Annotated in this window: 17 protein-coding genes and 5 pseudogenes; 10 read left to right on the plus strand and 12 right to left on the minus strand. The window is 38.6% G+C overall.

Features of this window, described 5'->3' with window-relative positions:
• Positions 1 to 123, plus strand: a pseudogene (locus F902_RS22780) (IS5/IS1182 family transposase); the annotation flags it as partial.
• Between the two features lie 148 nt (positions 124 to 271).
• Entirely contained in the window at positions 272 to 1234 is a 963-nt protein-coding gene (gene puuE, locus F902_RS00225; protein ID WP_005199905.1) for an allantoinase PuuE, read from the plus strand.
• A gap of 54 nt (positions 1235 to 1288) precedes the next feature.
• Here puuE and F902_RS00230 read toward each other — a convergent pair whose 3' ends face one another.
• Positions 1289 to 2443, minus strand: coding sequence for an IS4 family transposase (locus tag F902_RS00230; protein WP_005199906.1), 1155 nt, complete (start codon positions 2441 to 2443; stop codon positions 1289 to 1291).
• A 216-nt stretch (positions 2444 to 2659) separates the two neighbouring features.
• Here F902_RS00230 and uraD point away from each other — a divergent pair, with 216 nt between their 5' ends.
• The 4 genes and pseudogenes from uraD (at position 2660) to F902_RS00250 (ending at position 5722) form a co-directional block, all read left to right on the plus strand.
• The gene (gene uraD / locus F902_RS00235; protein WP_004637178.1) at positions 2660 to 3163 is read left to right on the plus strand and encodes a 2-oxo-4-hydroxy-4-carboxy-5-ureidoimidazoline decarboxylase; all 504 of its coding nucleotides are present in this window, start codon (positions 2660 to 2662) and stop codon (positions 3161 to 3163) included.
• Positions 3160 to 3480 carry a hydroxyisourate hydrolase gene (gene uraH / locus F902_RS00240; RefSeq protein WP_000625767.1) on the plus strand — a complete coding sequence of 107 codons (321 nt, stop codon included), beginning with the start codon at positions 3160 to 3162 and terminating at the stop codon, positions 3478 to 3480. The genes uraD and uraH overlap by 4 nt, the downstream gene beginning before the upstream one ends.
• Before the next feature lie 35 nt (positions 3481 to 3515).
• Positions 3516 to 4877 carry a nucleobase:cation symporter-2 family protein gene (locus F902_RS00245; RefSeq protein ID WP_000139429.1) on the plus strand — a complete coding sequence of 454 codons (1362 nt, stop codon included), beginning with the start codon at positions 3516 to 3518 and terminating at the stop codon, positions 4875 to 4877.
• A gap of 126 nt (positions 4878 to 5003) precedes the next feature.
• A pseudogene (locus F902_RS00250) lies at positions 5004 to 5722 on the plus strand (outer membrane protein OmpK).
• Positions 5723 to 5847: 125 nt separating this feature from the next.
• Here F902_RS00250 and F902_RS00255 read toward each other — a convergent pair.
• Positions 5848 to 6348, minus strand: a complete 501-nt coding sequence (locus F902_RS00255) for an ureidoglycolate lyase (protein ID WP_000250866.1) — start codon at positions 6346 to 6348, stop codon at positions 5848 to 5850.
• A gap of 96 nt (positions 6349 to 6444) precedes the next feature.
• A complete protein-coding gene (alc, locus tag F902_RS00260; protein ID WP_000212598.1) occupies positions 6445 to 7452 on the minus strand; it encodes an allantoicase in 1008 nt (335 codons plus the stop codon).
• A 210-nt stretch (positions 7453 to 7662) separates the two neighbouring features.
• On the opposite strand from alc, the gene hpxO reads away from it, so the two are divergent.
• The gene (hpxO, locus tag F902_RS00265) at positions 7663 to 8820 is read left to right on the plus strand and encodes an FAD-dependent urate hydroxylase HpxO (RefSeq protein ID WP_000406591.1); all 1158 of its coding nucleotides are present in this window, start codon (positions 7663 to 7665) and stop codon (positions 8818 to 8820) included.
• A 123-nt stretch (positions 8821 to 8943) separates the two neighbouring features.
• Here hpxO and F902_RS00270 read toward each other — a convergent pair whose 3' ends face one another.
• The 6 genes and pseudogenes from F902_RS00270 to F902_RS00295 form a co-directional block, all read right to left on the minus strand.
• Complete coding sequence (locus F902_RS00270; RefSeq protein ID WP_000028740.1) at positions 8944 to 9870, minus strand: LysR family transcriptional regulator; 927 nt, start codon at positions 9868 to 9870, stop codon at positions 8944 to 8946.
• A gap of 231 nt (positions 9871 to 10101) precedes the next feature.
• A pseudogene (locus tag F902_RS00275) lies at positions 10102 to 10854 on the minus strand (IS5-like element ISAha2 family transposase); the annotation flags it as partial.
• A 96-nt stretch (positions 10855 to 10950) separates the two neighbouring features.
• Entirely contained in the window at positions 10951 to 12255 is a 1305-nt protein-coding gene (locus F902_RS00280; RefSeq protein ID WP_000185581.1) for a nucleobase:cation symporter-2 family protein, read from the minus strand.
• 20 nt (positions 12256 to 12275) lie between these two features.
• On the minus strand, positions 12276 to 13067 hold the full coding sequence (locus tag F902_RS00285; RefSeq protein ID WP_000739022.1) for an outer membrane protein OmpK: 792 nt from the start codon (positions 13065 to 13067) through the stop codon (positions 12276 to 12278).
• A 17-nt stretch (positions 13068 to 13084) separates the two neighbouring features.
• The gene (locus tag F902_RS00290) at positions 13085 to 14038 is read right to left on the minus strand and encodes an isopenicillin N synthase family dioxygenase (RefSeq protein ID WP_000735995.1); all 954 of its coding nucleotides are present in this window, start codon (positions 14036 to 14038) and stop codon (positions 13085 to 13087) included.
• Between the two features lie 16 nt (positions 14039 to 14054).
• Positions 14055 to 15029 carry an isopenicillin N synthase family dioxygenase gene (locus F902_RS00295; RefSeq protein ID WP_000125683.1) on the minus strand — a complete coding sequence of 325 codons (975 nt, stop codon included), beginning with the start codon at positions 15027 to 15029 and terminating at the stop codon, positions 14055 to 14057.
• 306 nt (positions 15030 to 15335) lie between these two features.
• Here F902_RS00295 and F902_RS00300 point away from each other — a divergent pair, with 306 nt between their 5' ends.
• Positions 15336 to 16268: a LysR family transcriptional regulator gene (locus tag F902_RS00300; protein ID WP_000107470.1), complete on the plus strand. Its 933-nt coding sequence runs from the start codon at positions 15336 to 15338 to the stop codon at positions 16266 to 16268.
• A 70-nt stretch (positions 16269 to 16338) separates the two neighbouring features.
• On the opposite strand, the pseudogene F902_RS23025 reads toward F902_RS00300, so the two are convergent.
• The 3 genes and pseudogenes from F902_RS23025 to F902_RS00320 form a co-directional block, all read right to left on the minus strand.
• A pseudogene (locus F902_RS23025) lies at positions 16339 to 17426 on the minus strand (BMP family ABC transporter substrate-binding protein).
• Positions 17423 to 18499, minus strand: coding sequence for an apurinic/apyrimidinic endonuclease family protein (locus F902_RS00315; RefSeq protein WP_000738084.1), 1077 nt, complete (start codon positions 18497 to 18499; stop codon positions 17423 to 17425). The pseudogene F902_RS23025 and the gene F902_RS00315 overlap by 4 nt, the downstream one beginning before the upstream one ends.
• 26 nt (positions 18500 to 18525) lie before the next feature.
• The gene (locus F902_RS00320; RefSeq protein WP_000909845.1) at positions 18526 to 19515 is read right to left on the minus strand and encodes an isopenicillin N synthase family dioxygenase; all 990 of its coding nucleotides are present in this window, start codon (positions 19513 to 19515) and stop codon (positions 18526 to 18528) included.
• Between the two features lie 344 nt (positions 19516 to 19859).
• Between F902_RS00320 and F902_RS00325 the strand changes: the two genes are divergently transcribed.
• Positions 19860 to 20915, plus strand: a complete 1056-nt coding sequence (locus F902_RS00325; RefSeq protein ID WP_000991568.1) for an aromatic ring-hydroxylating oxygenase subunit alpha — start codon at positions 19860 to 19862, stop codon at positions 20913 to 20915.
• A gap of 196 nt (positions 20916 to 21111) precedes the next feature.
• Positions 21112 to 21502, plus strand: a pseudogene (locus F902_RS00330) (S24 family peptidase); the annotation flags it as partial.
• Positions 21503 to 21579 lie beyond the last annotated feature (77 nt).

Here is a 21579-nt window from a genome sequence, read left to right on the forward strand (position 1 = left end):
TTATTAGGCGATAAACTCCGTGCGAGAAACTTTCAAAGCCAAGTCAATGAGATTCATGCACGTGTGGCCGTATTAAATAAATTTACAGATTTAGGCCGACCTCACACCCAAGTTGCCACTTAAATTTAGATAACTTGGAAGAAGTTTAGCTTTTGAATGTTTGTGCAACAAAGCCGAAAGGAAATAAAACTTGTATACTAAGTTTTGGCGCACTAATTGCTTAATTCATTCTATTTTTTGACTGTTTGATATAACAAATTAGGAAGTGGATGTGACAGCAACATATTTACGTGGGCAAGATCTGATAGACCAGATTCAACAACAAGACTATTCCAGAGATCTGATTGGCTATCATGGAGAACCACCCAAAGTGGAATGGCCAAATGGTGCTCGTGTCGCGGTTCAGTTTGTATTGAACTATGAAGAAGGCGGTGAAAACCATGTAGAACATGGTGATGCAGGTTCAGAACAGTTTTTGTCAGATATTATTGGCGAGGCCAGTTTTCCAGACAAACACATGTCGATGGATTCCATGTACGAATATGGCTCACGAGCGGGCTTTTGGCGCATTCACCAAGAGTTTAAAAAACGCCAACTCCCCATGACCATTTTCGGTGTGGGTATGGCTTTGGCACGCAATCCTTACATTGTGGAAGCGATTAAAGCAGCCAATTATGATGTCGTATCGCATGGTCAACGTTGGTTGCATTATCAAGATATGCCAATCGAACAAGAACGCCAGCATATGGATCAAGCTATTAGCGTGCTTGAAACGCTATTTGGTAAAACACCAATCGGTTGGTATACCGGACGTGATAGCCCGAATACTCGAAAATTACTTGCTGAATTTCCTCAGATTCAATATGACTGTGACTATTATGGCGATGACTTACCATTTTGGAGCACAGTGACGAATGTAGATGGTGCAACACGTCCGCATTTAATCATTCCATATACACTTGAAAGTAATGATATGAAGTTTTGCTCGCCGGGTGGTTTTAATAGTGGTGAGCAATTTTATCAATACCTTAAAGATGCCTTTGATGTGTTATATGCCGAAGGTGAAACTGCGCCAAAAATGCTATCTATTGGTATGCACTGTCGTATTTTAGGGCGACCAGGACGCTTTAAAGCACTACAAAGATTCTTAGATTATGTGCAATCGCATGAAAAAGTATGGGTTTGTCGTCGTGCCGATATTGCAGAACATTGGATAAAACACCATGCACCGTAATAAAAAAAATAAAGAAGAAAGAGAGGCTTAGCGCCCACTGCTGTCCCACAAATATCACAAGAAGAACCTCAATTGAGGTTCTTCTTGTTTTCGCCATTTTTTATCAGGCACAAAGAGTGACCTTAAAAGTTTCCTTTCAAATAAATTGACCTGAATAATTCTCAGTAAACGCTGAACACTCCATCCTTCTTGTGCCATGTGTTTAGCGAAGTTCACCAGCAAATAGGCAATTAATGCAATCCATATTTGCGTTTGTATCGCATTGCGGCTTCGACCTAGAAATGACTTCAGTTTTAAATTCTGCTTGATCGCTTTAAAGAATAACTCAATCTTCCAGCGGTCTTTATAAATTGCAGCAATGGTGGATGCTGCCAGATGAAAGTTGTTGCTCAGAAATTCGTATGTTCTTTTCTTATCTGTATCATAAAACTCTATACGTCTTAATAATTCAGGTGCGCCTCTTTTCTTGGCATGCGCACTACTTAATTCAATACATTCATCCGCAATAATCCCTTTAGTCTCTAATACGCTGCGGCTTGATTTAACTTGATAAACTGTCTTTGGGCGTAGCCGGGTTACAAAGCTGACGTTCTGAAGTGTCAACTGAGCAAACCATTGATAATCAACATATCCTTTATCAAAGACGATAATGCTGCCAGCAGGAAATTTAAATGCTCTGCCTTGCACCATATCATTTTCAATACCATCCCCAAGCGCTACAAATTCAGGAATGGTATTGCTGTGATTTAAGCCAACACTGAGTTTAATACTGGCTTTGGATTCATGCACTTTTGCCCATGCGCACAATGACAGTGAAAGATCAATATGACTGGCATCTAGTGAATACAGCGGATTCTTGAATCTAAATTTATGTGCAGTTTTTGAGTTTTCACAGCGCTGAAGCAGCTGTGTGAACAATTGCTGATACAGGCTGGCGGGCTGTTCTTCGTTGAGTCTTGCTAAGGTGCTTCGCGCAATTCTCTTCGCGCCAAGATGATAGAGCTTTTCCTGCTGGGATTCGAGATTGGATTGAATGTCTCTTAAGCTTTGCCGACAAGAAAGTTGGGACATCAATATGGCAACAAACTGATCCCAGCGGGTGGCTGATCTTAATTTTTGCCCAGAGTGGTGCAGTTTAGCCAGACGTTCAAAATCTTGTCTTAGAATGGGTTTGAGTAATTGATGAAATACGGTATTCTGATGTGACAAAACCTGAGTCCTTTATAGTTAAAGTGTTTGTTTGCACTCATATTTTAACTATTCAGACTCAGGTTTTTTTATTTAAAGCAAACTATGGGACAGTAGTGGCTTAGCGCCTCTTTTTTTGTGCCTATAAAAAGCAATTTGTCTAAGAAATAAGGGATTGGCATTGATATTGCAAAACATGTTTTGAACGAACATTAAATATTTTTAGGCGATTTAATAGTGCAACTTGTTGAATTTAATCAAGCAACCGAAGCCGATGTAAAAACATTTTTAAAGCACTGTGTGCAAATTGAAAGCTGGGCGAATGAGCTGCTCAGTCAGCGTCCGTATGCATCATTAGACAGTATTTTGGAATACGCGGCTCAAGCTGCTCGTACATGGTCGTGGGAAGAAATTAAATCTGCTTTAGATAATCACCCGCGTATTGGTGAAAAAAAAGCCCAAGCTGAACTTTCTGAATTAGAAAAGAATTTTTCCAACCGTGAACAATCCGCTATTTCAGCCGATGAAGAAACACAAATGGCATTGCTCAAAGGCAACATCGCTTATGAAAAAAAGTACGGCTATATCTTCTTAATTAAAGCTTCAGGCTTAAGCAGTGAAAATGTATTACAAGCATTGCAGTACCGTCTGCTGAATAATCCAGAAACTGAAAAGCGTATTGTCCATCATCAATTGGCTGAAATTGCCTTATTAAGATTAAAACAGGAGCTAAGTGCATGATCAGCTCACATATTTTAGATACAAATCTTGGGAAACCTGCTGCCAATGTCTTGATTAAATTATTCAATGCAGACGGTATGTTACTTGGTGAAGGGCAAACCAATGCAGATGGCCGTGTGACCGACTTTGGTTTAAGCGAATTTTCTACGGGTAGCTATAGCTTAGAGTTTGCCACAGCGGACTATTTTGAAAGTCTTAATACCGAAACTTTTTTCCCAAAAGCAGTAATTCATTTCTTAGTAAAAGATGCCTCACAGCATTTTCATATTCCTTTGTTGATTAGCCCTTTTGCCTATTCAACATATCGCGGTAGCTAAAAACAGCATCATAAAACGGATCGGGGGATATAAAAATGACAGAACAAAATCAAACAGTTTCACCAGAACATGAATATTTAGGTGCAGGGAAAAGCCTAGCTTATGGCTTACAACATGTATTGACGATGTATGGCGGTATTATTGCGCCGCCACTGATTATTGGTACAGCCGCAGGACTTGAACCTGCACAAATTGGTTTATTAATTGCAGCAGCATTATTTGTCGGTGGTTTAGCCACGATTTTACAAACGGTCGGTGTGAAATACATCGGTGCAAAATTACCCCTAGTTCAAGGCGTATCCTTTGCTGGTGTGGCAACGATGATTGCCATAGTCACTGCAGGTGGTGGGCTTTCGGCAGTATATGGTGCGGTTATTGTTGCTTCATTAATCGGTTTCTTTTTAGCACCATATTTTTCAAAAATTATTCGTTTTTTCCCGCCAATCGTGACCGGCTGCGTGATTACCGTGATTGGTTTGTCATTGCTACCTGTCGCAGTACGTTGGATGATGGGTGGAAATAGCAAAGCGCCTGATTGGGGCAGTGCTGAAAATATTAGTTTGGCTTTTCTAACTTTAGCCATTGTCATTGTGCTGAATATTACTCGAAACGCTACAATTCGTCGTTTATCCATCTTATTAGCAATTGTGCTAGGTACAGTGCTGGCATATGCGATGGGCTTTGGCGATTTCTCAAAAGTCGCAAATGGCAATTGGATTCAATTTCCAAGTTTCTTTGCCTTTGGTATGCCAACATTTGAACTGAGTGCCATTATTGCCATGCTAATTGTGACATTGGTGATTATGACTGAAACTACAGCTGATATTATCGCTGTTGGTGAAATTGTCGGTACCAAAGTCGACGCTGAACGTATTACCAATGGGCTACGTGCCGATATGCTTTCAAGTGCGGCAGCACCAATATTTGGCTCATTCATGCAAAGTGCCTTTGCACAAAATGTAGGCTTGGTCGCGATTACTGGTGTAAAAAGCCGTTTTGTTGTTGCAGCGGGTGGCTTAATTTTAGTTGTATTGGGTATTTTACCAATTATGGGCCGTTTGATTGCTGCAATTCCTGTACCGGTATTGGGTGGCGCAGGTTTGGTATTGTTTGGTACAGTGGCTGCAAGTGGTATTCGTACTTTAGCTAAAATTGATTATAGTGAGCAAAAGAACCTAATCATTGTTGCTACAGCAATTGCCGCAGGTATGATTCCAATTATTGATCACTCATTCTATGCGAACTTCCCAAAATGGGTACAAACCCTGTTCCATTCAGGTATTAGTTCAACGTGCCTCATGGCCATCGTATTAAATATTGTGTTTAACCATCTAAACTTTTTTAAAAGTAAAGAAGTGAATAAAACCAGCAATATTGTTATAGATAGTCATCACTAAGCTATTCAAAATAAATAAAAAAAGCTCACATTAATGTGGGCTTTTTTTATTAAAAAATCTAATATTGGCTTTGTTTTTGCTAAATAAATTACTCAAAACGTATTTATCGCTAGGAAAAACAATTTAATGAAATTTATGCCTCTTTCAGCTGCAGTTCTATGCACTATTTCAGCCAACTCTATCTTTGCAGCCCCAATCTGGCAAGACTTCAGCATTACCGGTCTATATGGCACCGACTATCAGCTCATTGCAAAAGAAGACAAACAAACCACTGTGACATTTGAATACGCGTCAAAGCTTAAATATGGTGATTTCTTCATTTTTGCCGACCGTACACATAATGACGTCAGGGGCGATCAAACCTATTTTGAAGCATCACCACGATTGAGTTTAGGCGCTGTAACGGGTAAAGAACTTAAATTTGGCCCTGTAAAAGATGTATTGCTTGCAACCACTTGGGAAGTGGGTAGCAACTGGATAATTTTCTCTATGGTATTGGCTTAGACTTTGATGTGCCATATTTTCAATATGCAAAATTAAATTTATATAAAGTGAATAATGATACTAAAGCTGATGACTATCAAATGACGCTTACCTATGCCATACCTTTTAAAATTGGCTCAGAATCTTTCTTAGCAGATGCTTTTCTGGATTGGTCAACTGCGGAAAAAGGCTCAGCCAGTGAGATGAACTGGACCAGTCAATATAAATGGAATGTGGGGCAACATATTTCCCCAGATACACGCCTGTATGTAGGCGTTGAGCATTCAGTTTGGAATAATAAATATAATATTAAAGGTAAAGATGAAAATAACGTCAGTGCGCTAGTGAAATATCACTTCTAATTGATTCGTTAAAACCGTACATCGTTACACAACATACTGCACAAGACTTAAAAGCCCCACGGATGGGGCTTTTAATTTCTGAGACAATTTTAAATTGAGGTTTCAATTTCAATGATAGTTTAAATTTATGCCACGATATTGAGTACTTCATTAAACTGATAAACATCACAATTATGTCCAATACCAATACGATCAACCACGGCAAAGTTACTTGGCGCCTCTAAAGTTAATAGAGGGTGATGCCATGTACCTGCATGGTAGTTAACACCTTGTGTACCATCTGAAATAAAAGCACAGAGTTTTGAAATATCAGGCGTTTGATCATCCAATGCAGGTGCCACCACAATTAAAAAAGCCTGACCTTGCATCGGGATAAAAGCTTGTGAGCCATTCGGATGTCGCTCAAGCATCGAAACCGAAAAAGGAATTTCTGTCTGTTTAATATTACGAAAAATACTAATACCTGCATGTGCTTCACCGAAGATTTCAGTGGTTACAAGGGCATGATAACGCTCGGTATGTGCATCATTGATATGAAAAAAATCCTGTCCTCCGCAGCAAATCACCTCACCAAAAGGGGCAAAGTTTTCAATGCTCAGGGGCTGTAGCTGAATTGTTTGAACCATGTGTAATTCTTTTATTGTCTATATCAAGTGTAGGAGAAGAAGGATAAAACCACAGTACTTATCCTTCTCGATGTAGAAAGTATTCAAGCTTTCAATTTAGCTTTTGGTTTTACCCCACAAACGAATACGGCTGATACCACCATCTGGAATCATATTAATGCGAATATGCGAGATCTTTTCATGTTGCAAAATTTCGTTTACAAAGCTATGAATATGATCCATTTGCATGTCTTGTGCTTCAAGCAAAAATGGCCAGAACATACTTTGTGGAATTAATTGTGGATCAGTTGCATCTTTAACATATACGGCTTGAATAGAGACTTGGGCTGGAAAGTTGCCTTTAAAGTGTGCCGTATCGATATCAATTTTTTCAATTGCACCAGTTTGACCCAAAGCCAAAATACACCAATCAAAGCCCGGTGCACGACGACGTTTGGTTTCCCAACCATCACCCATATTAATTCCGCGACCTGGGTTAATCAGATTACGTGGATGACCAAAATGTGCATCGCTATAAGCAATTACACGTCCACCATTTTCTAAAGCAACTAAATCAATTGTTGCAGTGTGATCTTGTTGTTGAACGCTCACTTCACCATACACTTTAAAACGAGCAACACCACCATCAGGAAAAATATTTAAACGCACATGAGTAAAAACTTGGTCAGCTGTAATCGGCAAAACATGATGCTGACTTGGGCCAAGTACGTTGTTCTCTAATATGTTCAACCATTCAGCTTGAGCAAGATCGCCATCAGGGGCGTAGCAGGCTTCAACTGAAGCTGAAGCAGGGTAATTCCCAGTGAAGAAGGTAGTGTCAATATCTAAAGCCTTAATATGCCCAGCTACGCCCAATTGAATAATTGCCCAGTCATAACCTGTGTGACGTTTACGGCGCGTTTCCCAACCATCCATCCATTTACCATGGTCATCGAATTTATCTTCAACAAAAATTGGCGCGTCAAATTGAAGCATACGTTTTGCTTCTGCGAAAAATTCATCTGAACATTCAATAATTTTTGCACCAATACGGTCATCTGCCAAATTGGTAAGTGTCTGTAATTGTGCAGGAATATCAAAATCGGGTGCTAATAAAGTCGCCATATATTAAATCCATTCGCTATTTTCTTTCAAAATTCATGCTTTGCGCTATCGTGCTACAAAAAATTTAACAAACGATAAAAACAAGCATTTACACGCGTTTAGATGCACAGCGTGTGCCAACTTTGGATTTTTTTCAGGGCGCTTTATAAAAAATGGCACGCTTTTAGCATTTTATGACTTAGAAACTTATAAAACACAGGGGAATTATAGATGGAAATTACAATTATTGGTGCAGGTATGGCGGGTCTAACTACAGGCATCGCACTAAAAAAATTCGGACACCAAGTAACCATCTATGAACAGGCAGAACAAATTTTACCGGTGGGTGCTGCTATTTCGTTATGGTCTAACGGTGTGAAATGTCTAAATTATTTGGGTTTGACAGAGCAAGTTGAAAAGCTTGGCGGCAAAATGGATAACCTTGCTTATATTGATGGTCTGACGGGCGATGTGATGACCCAGTTTAGCCTTTATCCATTGATTGAAGAAGTCGGGCAACGACCATATCCGGTATCACGTGCGGAACTTCAGAATATGTTAATGGATGAATTTGGTCGTGAAGATATTCATCTAGCTAAGAAAATGATTTCTTTTGTTGAAGAAGGAGAGCGTGTAAAAATTCAATTTGCAGATGGTAGCGAAATAGAATCTGATCTATTGGTGGGTGCAGACGGTACACACTCAATTACTCGTGCCTATGTTTTAGGTGAGCAAGTTGAGCGACGCTATGCAGGCTATGTCAATTGGAATGGTCTCGTTGATGTCTCAGACGATTATGCCGCAGCAGATCAATGGACAACGTTTGTAGGTGAAGGCAAACGTGTTTCACTGATGCCAGTGGCGAATAATCGTTTCTATTTCTTTTTTGATGTGCCGTTAGCTGTTGGTCTTGAAAATGATCGTAGCCAATACAAAGCTTTATTCAAACAATACTTTAAAGGATGGTGTGAGCCTGTCCAAAAGTTAATTGATGCAGTCGATGTGCAAAAGACCAATCGTGTAGAAATTCACGATATCGAACCATTTGCCAATTTTTACAAAGGTCGAGTGGTGATTGTAGGTGATGCAGCGCACAGTACAACACCTGATATTGGTCAAGGCGGCTGCCAAGCGATGGAAGATGCTATCTATTTGGCACGTTCATTGCAAATTAATACCTTAGGTTTACAAGATTCTTTACGTCGCTATCAGAACAAGCGTAATGAACGTGCCAATGAGTTGGTACTTCGTGCCCGTAAGCGCTGTGATGTGACACATATGAAAGATGAAGCGGTGACCCGAGAGTGGTATGAAGAGTTACGTAAAGAACAAGGCAATCATATTATGAAGGGAATTATTAGTAACATTGTCGGTAATCCACTCGACTAAGCTGTAAGACACAAAAAGAAATGTAAAACTAAAAGGTTAGCTTTCAGCAGCCAGTGTGAATATTCACACTGGCTTTTTTTAGCTATTTAGAAACATTAGATTGAAGAGCAAAGGATTAAATGTTTAAGGAAGTTGCTTTAATTGCAATTTGATTTCTTCCATTTTTTCGACCAATAAATTTACCATTATTTGTGAAAGACGAGATGTTTGACGTTTTGAAGCGACGCACAGTGCAATGGTTAAACGATGCATACCTTTTTCACGAATGGGCTTAAATACGATCTTTTTTGAGTTTAAAAGTGGTAATGCATCCATATATGACATTAAGCCAATGCCTAATTGTTGTTGAATTAATGATGTTATCATTCTAATGTCATTACATTCTATCTTTTGTATAGGATTAAATTTGTGATGTTTATAGAGTGTATGTACATAATCACTGATGACTAAGGGCTCACTTGGCATGATATGACGCTCATTTAAAGTGTCAGATAAATAGATTTTATCCATGCCGGCTAAGGTGTGATGTGGTGATAAAACATAGCCTAAAGGAATTTCAATAAAGGATAAGATTTCTAATTGATTGTGACTTTTAGGATTTAAGATAATGCCAAAATCTAATTCTGCATCAATGATTTTTCTCGATATTTCTTCACTGCTATTCATACTGATATTGAGATTAATCCATGGATAGCTTTCAGCCATGCGTTGAATACAATCCACGACAAAACCATCATTTAGGGCAGAAATAAAACCCATTTCAATATTGCCGCGACTTAATCCTTGAATTTCATCAAATCGAATTCGAGTCAGCTGATATTCTTTTTGCCATTTAAGCAAATCAGCATAAAGTAATTCACCTGCTAACGTTAGCTTCAGCCCCTGCGGTAAACGCTCAAATAAAGCAACGCCTAACTCTTCTTCAGCAAGAATAATTTGCCGATGCACTGCAGAGACTGAAATAAAAAGCTGTTCTGCGGCTTTACGTAAACTGCCAGTACGGGCAACAGCCATAAAATATTCAGAAAATCGGGAAAAGGTAATCGACATACAGCTATTCAATCTCACGGGCAGTTTACAAAGTACTTATCCATGCTTAAGCGATTTTCATGCCATAACTTTTGATTTTTTCAATTCATTCTGCTTTTGTGTTCTAAAAAGCAGAACATTGTATGCAAATCATTCTAATAGACAGAAATGCTATCCAAACGTATTTTTGACTTAGAAAGGCTTTGTTGCACAAAGATTTAAAAGATAACACTCTGCTCATTTGAACAGAATTCAAGTGACAACTTGGGTATGAGGACGACCTAATTCTGTAAATTTGTTCAATACGGCTATGCGTGCATGAATCTCATTCACCTGACTAGAAAAACTCCTTGCTGTTAATTTATCACCTAATAGTTTGATGCAATGCATCTTGGTTTCAACTAAACTTCGACGATGATAACCAGACCATTTTTTCCAAAGCGTTCTTCCTAAACGTTTAACTGTTTTCAGTAACTCATTCCGCTCTAAAGATCTCAATTTCTGATCTTTCCATGGTTTTGCATTTTTTCTTGGCGGAATGAGCGCATGTGCATCTCGATCTAGAATGACTTGTCTGCAGTGCTTCGTGTCATAAGCACCATCGGTATAGACCGAATCAATTCGTTCATCTAAGGGAATTTGAGCAAGTAAATCACCGAGTACTTGCGAATCGCTCACATTATTTGTAGTAAGCTGTACTGCACGTATTTGCAAGGTTTCAGCATCGATGCCAATATGAAGCTTACGCCATTGGCGACGATATTCAGGTCCATGTTTCTTACGTTTCCACTCACCTTCACCTAGAAACTTTAAGCCAGTTGAGTCGACGAGTAGATGTAGCCCATCACTACTTTTTTGATAGCTAATCGCAATATCAATATGTTTTTGTCTTCGACAAAGCGTACTGTAATCTGGTGCGGTCCAATTTAATCCACAAAGTTTAATCAGACTTTGAACAAAACCTGTGACCATGCGTAAAGAGAGTCTAAATAAAGATTTGATCATTTTGAAATTATAGGACTGAATAAACCTTATAGGCTAGGTTTGTGCAACAAAGCCCTGTGTATCTGATATTTATGCATCTTTCAATTTCTGAAGATACTATTCATCCAATATCCGCTGTTTTCGATTGAGAACAGCATTCAAAATCACAGCACAAAAAGCCGTTAGCAAAATTGGGCTGTTTAACAGAGGTGAAAGATAAGATGGTAGTTGTGAGAAAATAGTAGGTGAGAATACAGGCAACATACCTATGCCGGCACTGACTGCAATGATGTAGAGATTATTCACATTTTGAAAGTCGACACGCTGCAGTACTTTGATACCATTAGATGTCACCATCCCAAACATAAACAATGCGGCTCCACCTAGAACACATGAGGGTATAGACGCAACAAAGTAAGCTATTTTAGGAAATAGACCTAAAAGGATTAAAAACACACCAGCTAAAGCACATACACTGCGATTCTTAACACCTGTGATCGCTAGCAAACCGATGTTCTGAGCATAGGATGTATACGGGAAGATATTAAAAATCCCACCAATCATTGTGCCAAGGCTGTCAGCTCTAAAACCGCGAGTCAATTTTTCCTGATCCACCTCTTCTTCAACAATTTCACCTACAGCCATGAACATCCCAGCTGTTTCAATGAAAATAACCAGCATGACTACGCACATAGTCAAGACAGCCCAAAAGTTAAACTCTGGAATACCGAAGTGAAATGGCATCACCCAACCTAACCATGGGCTTTCATCTATCTTGTCTAAAGAGATGAGGCCAGAAAATGCAGCGATGATATAACCAATTCCCATCCCGATTAGAACTGAAATGTTGCCCAAAAAGCCTTTAACATAACGGCTGATGATAATAATGCTTAATAGAACACAGGCAGCGATAGATAAGTACAATGGATTTCCAAAGTCTTTTACCCCATATCCGCCAGCGGACCATGTGCCTGCAATACCAATGAGAGATAGACCAATCACAAGAATTTGAGTTCCTGTCACCACAGGAGGGAAGAATCGTATTAACTTTCCAATAAATGGTGAAATCAGGAAGCCAAAGATCCCTGCGATAATGATTGCCCCAAATACACTTAGTAGTCCCATATCTGGATTAGTCCCAATTGCAATCATTGGGCCTACTGCAGTAAAGGTAACTCCCATCATAATGGGAAAGCGAATACCTACATTTTTAAAACCAATAGTTTGAATGAGGGTGGCAATGCCACAAACAAATAGATCTGCAGTAATTAAGAAAGCAATTTCTGCAGTGCTTAACCCTAAAGCTCCTCCAACAATTAGGGGAATTGAAACAGCACCTGCATACATTACCAAGACGTGCTGGATACTGAGAAAAATCATGGAGCTTGGTTTTAAGTTATTGGCTGTGATTGTGTTAGTCATATATGTTTTTCTCCTTCAGCCTAAAAGGTATATTTGACGATGAAACTAGTAGCATTTTGATTAGTTTTAAAATATGGAGTGTCTTCGATTAAGAATTTGTTTTTCCAATAGTCGTATTCAATACCTGCTGCTAATTTTTTTGGGCTTAAGCCTAGATGAGGGCTAAGGTCATATTTGATTTGTGGGTTAAAGTGAAAGTCGGAAGAGTTATTACCTTTGGAATTGACTACCCAATCAATGTATCCATCAAAAATGATTGATGATTTAAGAAATGGGACGGTATATGACCAGGAAGGAGTGATTTGCCATTGTCCACTTGGGGTGTTTCCATCGTCTGGAATGCGATAGTAAAAATTAAGGGTGAAATAATCAAAGCCTTTGATATCTAGGTCAAAACCTGGACCAACTAAATAAGTCCACATATCGTCATAGCCAGGCTGATCTTGAATACTTAAGTCAAAGCTTGTAGCTATTAGGACATCTTTCACTGGCCCAAAGCTCAAATTCGTATTGGTTAGTTTTCCTATTGAAAAGCGGGGAGCAATTTCTGTATAGACCGCATTATGACCTTGGGAAGCAGTCTTTTCACCGTCAAACCAATAAGTGTCGACAAATAGATAGAGATCTCCCCATTTCCAACTGCTCGCATGTTCAAAAGTAATCGTTTCATGTGTATCTGGTTCAACTTCAAAACCTTTACCGTAAAGTGCAGAAATACTATTGGATTGCCAATTTAACCATGATTCCTCAGCAAAAGAATAAGTGCTTATTAAACATGTGCTTAAAAATAGATAGAGCGCATTTTTTTTCATATAATTGTTTCCGATATTCAAACTTCAGCACGATGTTTGTAGGTTGCACTAAAACGTGATTGCAAATATTCCATACTAGTAATTGGTAAGTACTTAGGTGGATTGGATTCGCTGTAACAGTTAGGTAGGCAACGGATTACAGTTTTTGGACTAGGTTGTATGAAAAATGGAAATGAGAATCTTTGTTTTCCTTTAGGACTCGAAACGCGATGAGGTGTCGATTTATAGAGATCATTTGACCATCGTGCCATCATATCTCCGATATTGATTACATAGGTGTTAGGTATAGGAGGAGCATCGATCCAATTACCATTTACATCCTGAACTTGTAATCCACCTACTTCATCCTGAGCCAAAATAGTTACACACCCATAATCAGTATGTGTTCCCGCATTAAAACCTTGAGAGTCTGTATTGTCTAAGGTAGGCGGATAATGAATTAACCGGAGAAAACATAGGCTGTCTTGCAGACAATGATCAAAATAATTTTGCGGAAGACCAATGGCATGAGACATGGCATTAAGCAATATTTTTGCTAAATCCACCATTTCATCAAAATACTCTTCTGTAGCTACTTTCCACCCTTCAATATTTGGATAAACATTTGGTCCCCTTAGAGGTTCTTGATTAATGACTTCGGGATGATTAGCTTCTAAATGGACACCCATGTCATATATTTCTTTAAAGTCTTCAGGTAAGTCAGGGTTCAGTTGTTCTACTCCTAATGCACCATATCCTCTATGTGCAATTTTATTCTTTTGAATATCTATTTCTAATTTCTCTTGTAGAGGCTTACTAAAAAACTCTTTAGCTAAACTTTGAACTTCTGCAAGGTGATTCGGTTTATAACCACTGATATAGAAGAATCCCCATTCACGACATGCTTGGTCAATTTGGTTGCATATATCTGCATAATCAGGATGGTTAACGTCATAAAGAGGTGCAATGTCGATAACTGGTAATTTTTTCATGGGAAACTCCTTATTATTAGATATATGTTTTTTTGAACATGTTACGATAATGCTGTTCAACACTGATTGGTGGATATAGCGGTTCTGAGTTTTCCTCCAAACACTCTCGAATGCATTCAATCTGATACTGGTGATTACCGCTGTAGAAGAATGGAACAGAATATCGTTCCCCACCTGAGATGTTGATGACGCGATGGAGGGTGGATCTATATGTATTGTTCGTCCACATAGAGATTAGGTCACCTAGGTTAACGACATAACTATCTTCAATAGGCTCTGCCCAAATCCATTGGTTTGTTGACTGATCCCATACTTGTAAACCACGATTATGGTCTTGAAGTAATAGAGTAAGCCCGCCGAAATCAGTATGTGCCCCGCAACCTTTTTCATTTGGTTGAGCATTAGCTGGTTGAGGGGGATAGTGTAATAAGCGTAAAGTGACTAAATCTGCATCCTTACAAAACTCTGTGAAATAGTCAGCTTCCAAGTTTAGAGATAATGCAATAGCACGCATGAGTCGTTCAGAGACTTTAATCAATTCAACTTGATATTCCTCCATTACCTCTTTAAATCCATCAATATCTGGCCATTGGTTTGGGCCTTGGTTAAAAGCTTTATGGATGACAAAAGGATCTGAAGGTGAGCGTTCCTTCCCGATATAAAAGCCTTCCTTTATATCAGGCGGAGAATTAGGTTCAAGTGTTTGTGCTCTTAATGATTCATAGCCTCTATTTGCTTCAGAAAGCTCTTTGGACCACTGCTTTTTCTGTTCTGGGGGAAGACTAAAAAATAATTTGGAATATTCAAAAACCTTATCTTGTAATGCTTTAGAAACTCCATGTCCCGTAATGTAAAAAAAACCTTTATCTAAGCATGCTTTCCGAATATGTGAGGCAATGTTTTGGTGCGTTTGTATGTCATTATCCAAAAGTCCAGAAATATCGATGATGGGTATAGAGGTAATGTTTTGATTGTTTTCCAGCGCAGTCATGTAGCAATCTCTCAAAAATAATGTTTTCTTTTTTTATAAAATAATCATGAGACCGCATAGCAATGAATATCGAGCAAGCTGATGCCAAAAAGAGAGCTATTCTTAATTAATTAAATAAAAACAATTGCTTAAACTTTTTTAAATGAGTGGTGATGCTGAAAAAGCAACGGGATGCACTGAAAATAATGCTTTAGGTCCAAAAAATGGCTGCTACTTAATGGCAAGTTTTTTGCTTCTATTTCAATAGCTCATTCAAATTTATAAATGGATTGGGGCTTTAAAATTGGAATAGGATGTGATGTTAAAATGAGTACACGTGGTCTTCGCTTTCACTCAGCAGCAATTCATTATTTTGATGCTGTACGCCGGTGCGGTTCAATCAGGGAAGCAGCCAGACAATTAAATGTCGTATCTTCTGCTGTAAACAGGCAAATTTTAAAACTCGAAGATGAAGTTGGAGCACCATTATTCAATCGGGTGCCTTCGGGTATGGTACTTACTCATGCAGGTGAGTTATTTTCAAGACATATCAGTTTAGTATTGCGAGATACTAAGCGATTGCAGAATGAATTGGATGCACTGAAAGGGCTTTATAAAGGTCATGTAGAAATTGCGAGTGTTGAAACACTGGCAATTAATTTCCTGCCAGAGATTATTGAAAAATTCCAAGTAAAATATCCTAATGTAACTGTAGGGGTTACAATTTTAGGCTCAAAAGATATCCCTAATGAAATCATTGAAAATAGGGTGGATCTAGGCTTGGCTTTTGCCTTGCCAAAGCATAATGATTTGCACCAAATAGCAATATCCCATTTTAAATTAGGTGCAATTGTATCGACTGAGCATCCCTTGGCCTCTCAAAAGACGGTGTCATTCCATCAGTGCCTCGACTATGATGTGATTATGCCAAAACCTAATTTATCTATTTATCAACAGTTGGCGCCATTATTTGCGGGTGCACAACATGCTATTCCAAATTTTAAAATGCAAACGAGTTCTTTGGAATTAATGAAACAGTTAATACTCAGGAATAAGGGAATTGGTTTTCAGACATTCTTTGGGTTGGAAAATGAAATAATTAATAATCGCCTTCGCTATATTCCGCTTAATGATAACAATGGTATCTACTGTGATTTAGGTCTGTATGCACGTAAAGGGCATTATCTTTCCACAGCAACAGACGCTCTCTCCAGGCTTATTACAGATGAAATCCTACAAAGAGGCGAAGCTGGACAATAAACATAACCTGAAAAGTACAACTAAAAAGCTAAGCCCTTATCGAAATCCCTCAATAAAGGCTTAGCTTTGTTTATTTTGGATAAGCAGCATCCACGCCTTTAACGAAATAATTCATACTCATCAATTGCGTATTTGAGAGATGTTTACCTTTTCCCAAAAGTAATGTTCCATCTTGTTTGTAAAGTGGTCCACTAAACACAATATATTGACCGTTACGAATTTTATCTCGGACAGCCAAAACCTTCATTTTTTCATTGTTAGAGACCATTGGACCAAAACCTGCTATATCGATGGCACCTTCCTTGACACCATACCATGTCGATCCCGACTTCCATATTTTGTTATGCACTTGCTGCAAAACAGGAGTATAGATTTTTTCCCAATATAACACTGATGCAGCTAGGTGACCTTTAGGAGCAAACTTACTCATATCTGAGTTCCAGCCAAAGCCAAATTTCCCTTTTTCCTGAGCAGCTTTAACTACAGCGGGTGAGTTGGTGACTTGTGATAATATATCAGCATTTTGCGATATTAATGCAAGTGCAGCCTCATGCTCTTTTCCTGAATCAAACCAAGTGTTAATCCAGACTATCTTGGTCTTAATTTTTGGATTTACAGATTGAGCCCCAAGTGTATAGGCATTGATGTCTCTAATGACTTCAGGAATTGGGAATGGTGCTACAACACCCAAACATTACTTTTAGTCTTATAGCCTGCCAATACCCCTTGCAAGTAAGAGCCTTCATAGGTTCGGATATCATAGACTCCCACATTTTTTGCAGTTTTATATCCGTTCGCATGCATAAAAATGGTGTTCGGGAACTGTTTAGCTACCTTTTCAATGGCATTCATATACCCGAAGGTAGTAGCAAATATAACCTTATTTCCTTGTTGTGCGAGTCTCCGAAATGTACGTTCAGAGTCGGCATTATCTAGAATATTCTCGATATAAGAGGTCTTAAATTTACCCTGTAAGGACTTTTCTGCTTTCAGACGACCTATATCGTGTGAATAAGACCAACCATAATCGTTTTTATGAGCGACATAGACAAAAGCCGCTTGATCAGCGGCCAATGCTGGATTGGCCCCACTGATGAGTAAAAGTCCTAAAAGACTGGCATTTACGAAAATATTTTTTAAATTAAGTAGGTTATTCATGCTGATTCTCTTTGAAGAGTATCAGTTGAATTTTGTTTTGCCATAAATATTGCCAGTCGCTCCTCATAAATCTCACGAATATAATGGGCAACACTGCAACTGTCGGCAAACATGTTGTATTTCCAATTTAAACCATACGACTCTAAATTGATATTATCAACAGTCATAAGTTGAACTTTAGAATTTGGATTGTTCAAGTAGCTATCAATGATTTTACGAATGACTTCTTTGGTTGGTGCAAGCTTATATGCATGCCAGAAGTCTGTATGCCATTCACCTTCCGTAGGTTGATTAAATGGATACTGAATTCCTCGGCCAGGACGATTTGTTCCTAAGCCATTATATGGTCCTGTTTCAAATGCTAACCAGTTAACTGGATTATTCGGGACTGCAGGACGGATCTGCCCCCATGTAACTAAATTTCGATTCAGCCAATCATCTGCAAAACTATCATTATTAAAAGGATCTAACTTTCTGATAGCTTCAGGATCATCACGCATTTGTGATACAGCAAGCTCAATTTCATTTTCAATTTTAAAAATACAATGGCTGTAATCCATTGCAAACTCAAACGGCACACCTTCTTTTTCTATAAGATCTGCCACCGGAATTACTCGACGATAATCTTCAGACCAGTTATCAACGTGGCACTCTAAGGTAACCGTTATTCCTTTACTTTGAGCGTAGGTGTAGAAATCGATATAAGTTTTAGCAACTTCTTCGTTCGTTACATAATGACCATCTGCATGTTTTGCCCAAATCATCATGTTGTGGAATTTGGCCCCTACAGCGGCACTACGATTAATATCCTGTTTGAATGCTTCCTCATCCTTGCCAATGACATATAAGCCACAACCAGAATAAATAGGGATATTTGTTTTCTGACTTGCCTTGATGTAAGCATCTATTTGACTATCTTCAAGAGGGATACGATCCAGAAAATCAAAGACCTCCGCAGCTTTTAGCATTTCGAACTGTTCGAGAATAGTAGGCTCATTCAGGCTTACTGGTCGTTCTTTTGATGAGTTTTGAATGCCTAAACCAGCACAACCTAGAGGAAACATTTTTTTCATAATTTTGATACCAACTGTTGAATAAATTAAACGGCTTCTTTTTTCGCAGCGTAAGTTTTCTGATACATATAGGCTAAGTATTCACCTACGGTCATTTCTTTAGGTTCAGCCTTAAATTCATCACTTAAATTTTGGAGCCTTTTGATTTTGTATTCGTAATCCAGATCGAAGAAGGATGGAACCGAATAACGAGAGACTCCTGCTTTACTATTGAAAACTCGGTGCATATTTGACAGGTATAGTCCATTAGTCATGAATTGGACTAAATCACCTAAATTTACGATAAAAGTATCTGGAATGTGAGGTGCACGAATCCATTCACCCTCACTGTTGCGGACTTCTAGTCCACCCACTTCATCTTGTAATAAGAGGGTCAATAAGCCCCAATCGGTGTGCGCACCGCAACCCAACTGATTATTTATAATTTCTTCAGACTGTGGTGGGTAGTGAAGCATACGAGTAATAATCACAGCTTCGTCATAGCCTACTTCGAAGTAGTTTTCTTCAAGACCAAGAGAAAGGGCTAGTAAACCAGCTAGATGTTTACCCAGTTTTAACACCTGTTGAATATAAGTTTCAGTCTGAGTTTTCATTTCAGGGAGGTCTTCAGGCCACTGATTTTGCCCATGTTGTGGATATCCTTTTTGGACATATGGGTGACTTGAATCTAGGTTTTTTCCAGACATGAAGCCTTCTTTTAGGTCAGGAGGAGAACCCTCATCGAGTGTTTGGGCTGCCATAGGTTCATAACCACGAAGGCATTTGGAGTTTTTGAAATCAATCTCTAATTTGTTTTCGATCGGAAGATCAAAAAACTGTTTTGCAATGTCTAGTTGTTTTTGGAGAACTTCAGAAGCGATACCATGATTTTTAATATAGAAGAAACCTGTTGTTCTGCATGCTTTATGGATTTCCCACGCAACAGATTTCCGTTTTTCTAGGTTATCGGAAAAACTGTCGCTTAAGTCGATTACTGGAATACTTTTAGCCGTAGAAGGTGGTGTGTATATCAACATTTTTGTGGCTCTTTGAACTTTGTTGTTATCAACTTAATGACAATTTAATTCCGTGCATAGCAGAGAATCTCGCTCAACTCGTTGCCAAAAAGGCAACACTAAATAAAGTCAGAGTAGTAATAGGAGTCCAAGTAATTCAGCATCAATTAAGAATTGTGATGAGTTATAAAATGCTAGTTATTCGTTAAGTTTAGATAAGAAGAACAATAATAAGAAAAGTGTTCTAAAAATTAGAAATACCATTCCTAAAGTCTTTAATAGACAGATAGAAAAGAAAAAGTCATGATGAAGCAATGCTAAGAAGTTTGAATTAATCAATAACTTATAAGAGGGGCAGCGCTAAAATGAATGCAATACCAGTTCTCAATTTATTCACTCAGCCACAATGTAGTCAATTTGACCCAAATGACTGGAATATTCTAGCGCAGCATTGGTATCCGGTAGTTCAAATCCAGGATGTAACGACTCAACCGCAACAAGTTCAGCTTCTTGATGTCAAAATGGCTATTTATAAAACTGAAAGTGGAGAAATTCATCTGGTCAGAGATATCTGTCCACATCGAGGAGTGCCATTAAGTAAAGGATGGGTAGAAGGTGAAAATATTGTTTGTCCCTATCATGGGCTCAACTATAACGCACAAGGTAAGTGCGTAAAAATCCCTGCTCAACCAGAACTTACCCAAATTTCAGATCGGTTCACCTTAACTAAATTCCCTGTAGTTGAGAAATATGGACTAGTTTGGACCAGCTTATTTAGCCGTGATGAAAGTGAAGCTAATTTTCCAGTTCTTGAAACTTGGGATTCGGATGAACATCAATCAATACTCCCACCATTTGTTGATATAGCAGGTTCTAGTGGTCGTCAGCTTGAAGGTTTTATCGATGTGGCACATTTTGCCTGGGTGCATAACAAGGCATTCGCTGATCGTGATAATCCAGTAGTGCCAAAATATGAAACTGAAAGAACAGATTATGGACTTAAAACGATTTATATCTCTACAGTAAGTAACTTTCCTCATAGTTTGAGACATTTAGAGCCAGAGAATTTCTTATGGAAACGAGAATTTGATGTATATCCTCCATTCTCGGCAACACTTACTGTCTATTTTCCTAACAATGGGATTTTAAAAATTTTGAATGCTTGTTGTCCTGTTTCGCATAATCAAACCAGGCTATTTGTTCCGTTGACACGTAATTTTGATACGACGGGTGACCTACAGGCTGTATATGACTTCAATGCACAAATTTTTGCAGAGGATCAGGATATTGTTGAGAGTCAAAAACCGGAAGAACTTCCATTAGATGTTTCAATGGAGGCGCACTTTGCAGCAGACAAATCTTCAACGACATATAGACGGATATTGGCAGAATGGGGATTAAGTAAAAGATATGTGGTCTAGAGATATAAGATAACCGATTATCTCGATTGGTTGAAATATAAGGGAGGTAGTCTCCCTTATATTTTTAGAGATTGATTTCGCAGAAATACTAATATAAAAGTGACTAACCATTTATCGTAATTTCATTGTCTTAGCTTCTTCTAATTAATAAACTTGATTTTGTTACAATATCAAGTTTATACAGGGAGAGACACAGATGGTAAACCAATATGGTGGAAGTAGAGAAGGTGCAGGACGCAAAGCTCTCTATGATGAGGCTACAAAAGTTATTCGTATTCCTGAATCTCGTATAGTTGAAATTAAGAACTATCTCGCGAACTCAAAGAAAGCCAAGTTCAATGATGTAGCATCTATCACCTTGGTCAATCCAAGTGCCGTTATGCATATTCCCTTAGCCTCTGAAAAAGTTAGCTGGATTTCCATCTCCTGCCCAAGATTATGTAGAGAAAACTCTAGATATGAATGAACACCTCATTAAGAATGAGGCTGCGACATTTATCGCAAAAGTTGCCTCACTTTCTATGCGTGATGCGGGTATCGATATTGATGATGAACTTGTTGTAGACCGAAGTCTTGAAGCCAAACATTGATGTGGTTCTAGGATTTTAGACCACGCCTATAAGTGATAATCTACTCCCCAATAAGCATGGGAAATGCTTGTTTT

Source organism: Acinetobacter higginsii, from assembly GCF_000369525.1.
Taxonomy (GTDB): Bacteria; Pseudomonadota; Gammaproteobacteria; order Pseudomonadales; family Moraxellaceae; genus Acinetobacter; species Acinetobacter higginsii.

What these genes read in the sequence shown, in the direction of transcription:
- uraH (WP_000625767.1), top strand. Translation starts at nt 3,160, where the DNA reads ATGATCAGCTCACATATTTTAGATACAAATCTTGGGAAACCTGCTGCC.
- F902_RS00245 (WP_000139429.1), top strand. Translation starts at nt 3,516, where the DNA reads ATGACAGAACAAAATCAAACAGTTTCACCAGAACATGAATATTTAGGT.
- F902_RS00255 (WP_000250866.1), bottom strand. Translation starts at nt 6,348, where the DNA reads ATGGTTCAAACAATTCAGCTACAGCCCCTGAGCATTGAAAACTTTGCC.
- alc (WP_000212598.1), bottom strand. Translation starts at nt 7,452, where the DNA reads ATGGCGACTTTATTAGCACCCGATTTTGATATTCCTGCACAATTACAG.
- hpxO (WP_000406591.1), top strand. Translation starts at nt 7,663, where the DNA reads ATGGAAATTACAATTATTGGTGCAGGTATGGCGGGTCTAACTACAGGC.
- F902_RS00270 (WP_000028740.1), bottom strand. Translation starts at nt 9,870, where the DNA reads ATGTCGATTACCTTTTCCCGATTTTCTGAATATTTTATGGCTGTTGCC.
- F902_RS00280 (WP_000185581.1), bottom strand. Translation starts at nt 12,255, where the DNA reads ATGACTAACACAATCACAGCCAATAACTTAAAACCAAGCTCCATGATT.
- F902_RS00285 (WP_000739022.1), bottom strand. Translation starts at nt 13,067, where the DNA reads ATGAAAAAAAATGCGCTCTATCTATTTTTAAGCACATGTTTAATAAGC.
- F902_RS00290 (WP_000735995.1), bottom strand. Translation starts at nt 14,038, where the DNA reads ATGAAAAAATTACCAGTTATCGACATTGCACCTCTTTATGACGTTAAC.
- F902_RS00295 (WP_000125683.1), bottom strand. Translation starts at nt 15,029, where the DNA reads ATGACTGCGCTGGAAAACAATCAAAACATTACCTCTATACCCATCATC.
- F902_RS00300 (WP_000107470.1), top strand. Translation starts at nt 15,336, where the DNA reads ATGAGTACACGTGGTCTTCGCTTTCACTCAGCAGCAATTCATTATTTT.
- F902_RS00315 (WP_000738084.1), bottom strand. Translation starts at nt 18,499, where the DNA reads ATGAAAAAAATGTTTCCTCTAGGTTGTGCTGGTTTAGGCATTCAAAAC.
- F902_RS00320 (WP_000909845.1), bottom strand. Translation starts at nt 19,515, where the DNA reads ATGTTGATATACACACCACCTTCTACGGCTAAAAGTATTCCAGTAATC.
- F902_RS00325 (WP_000991568.1), top strand. Translation starts at nt 19,860, where the DNA reads ATGAATGCAATACCAGTTCTCAATTTATTCACTCAGCCACAATGTAGT.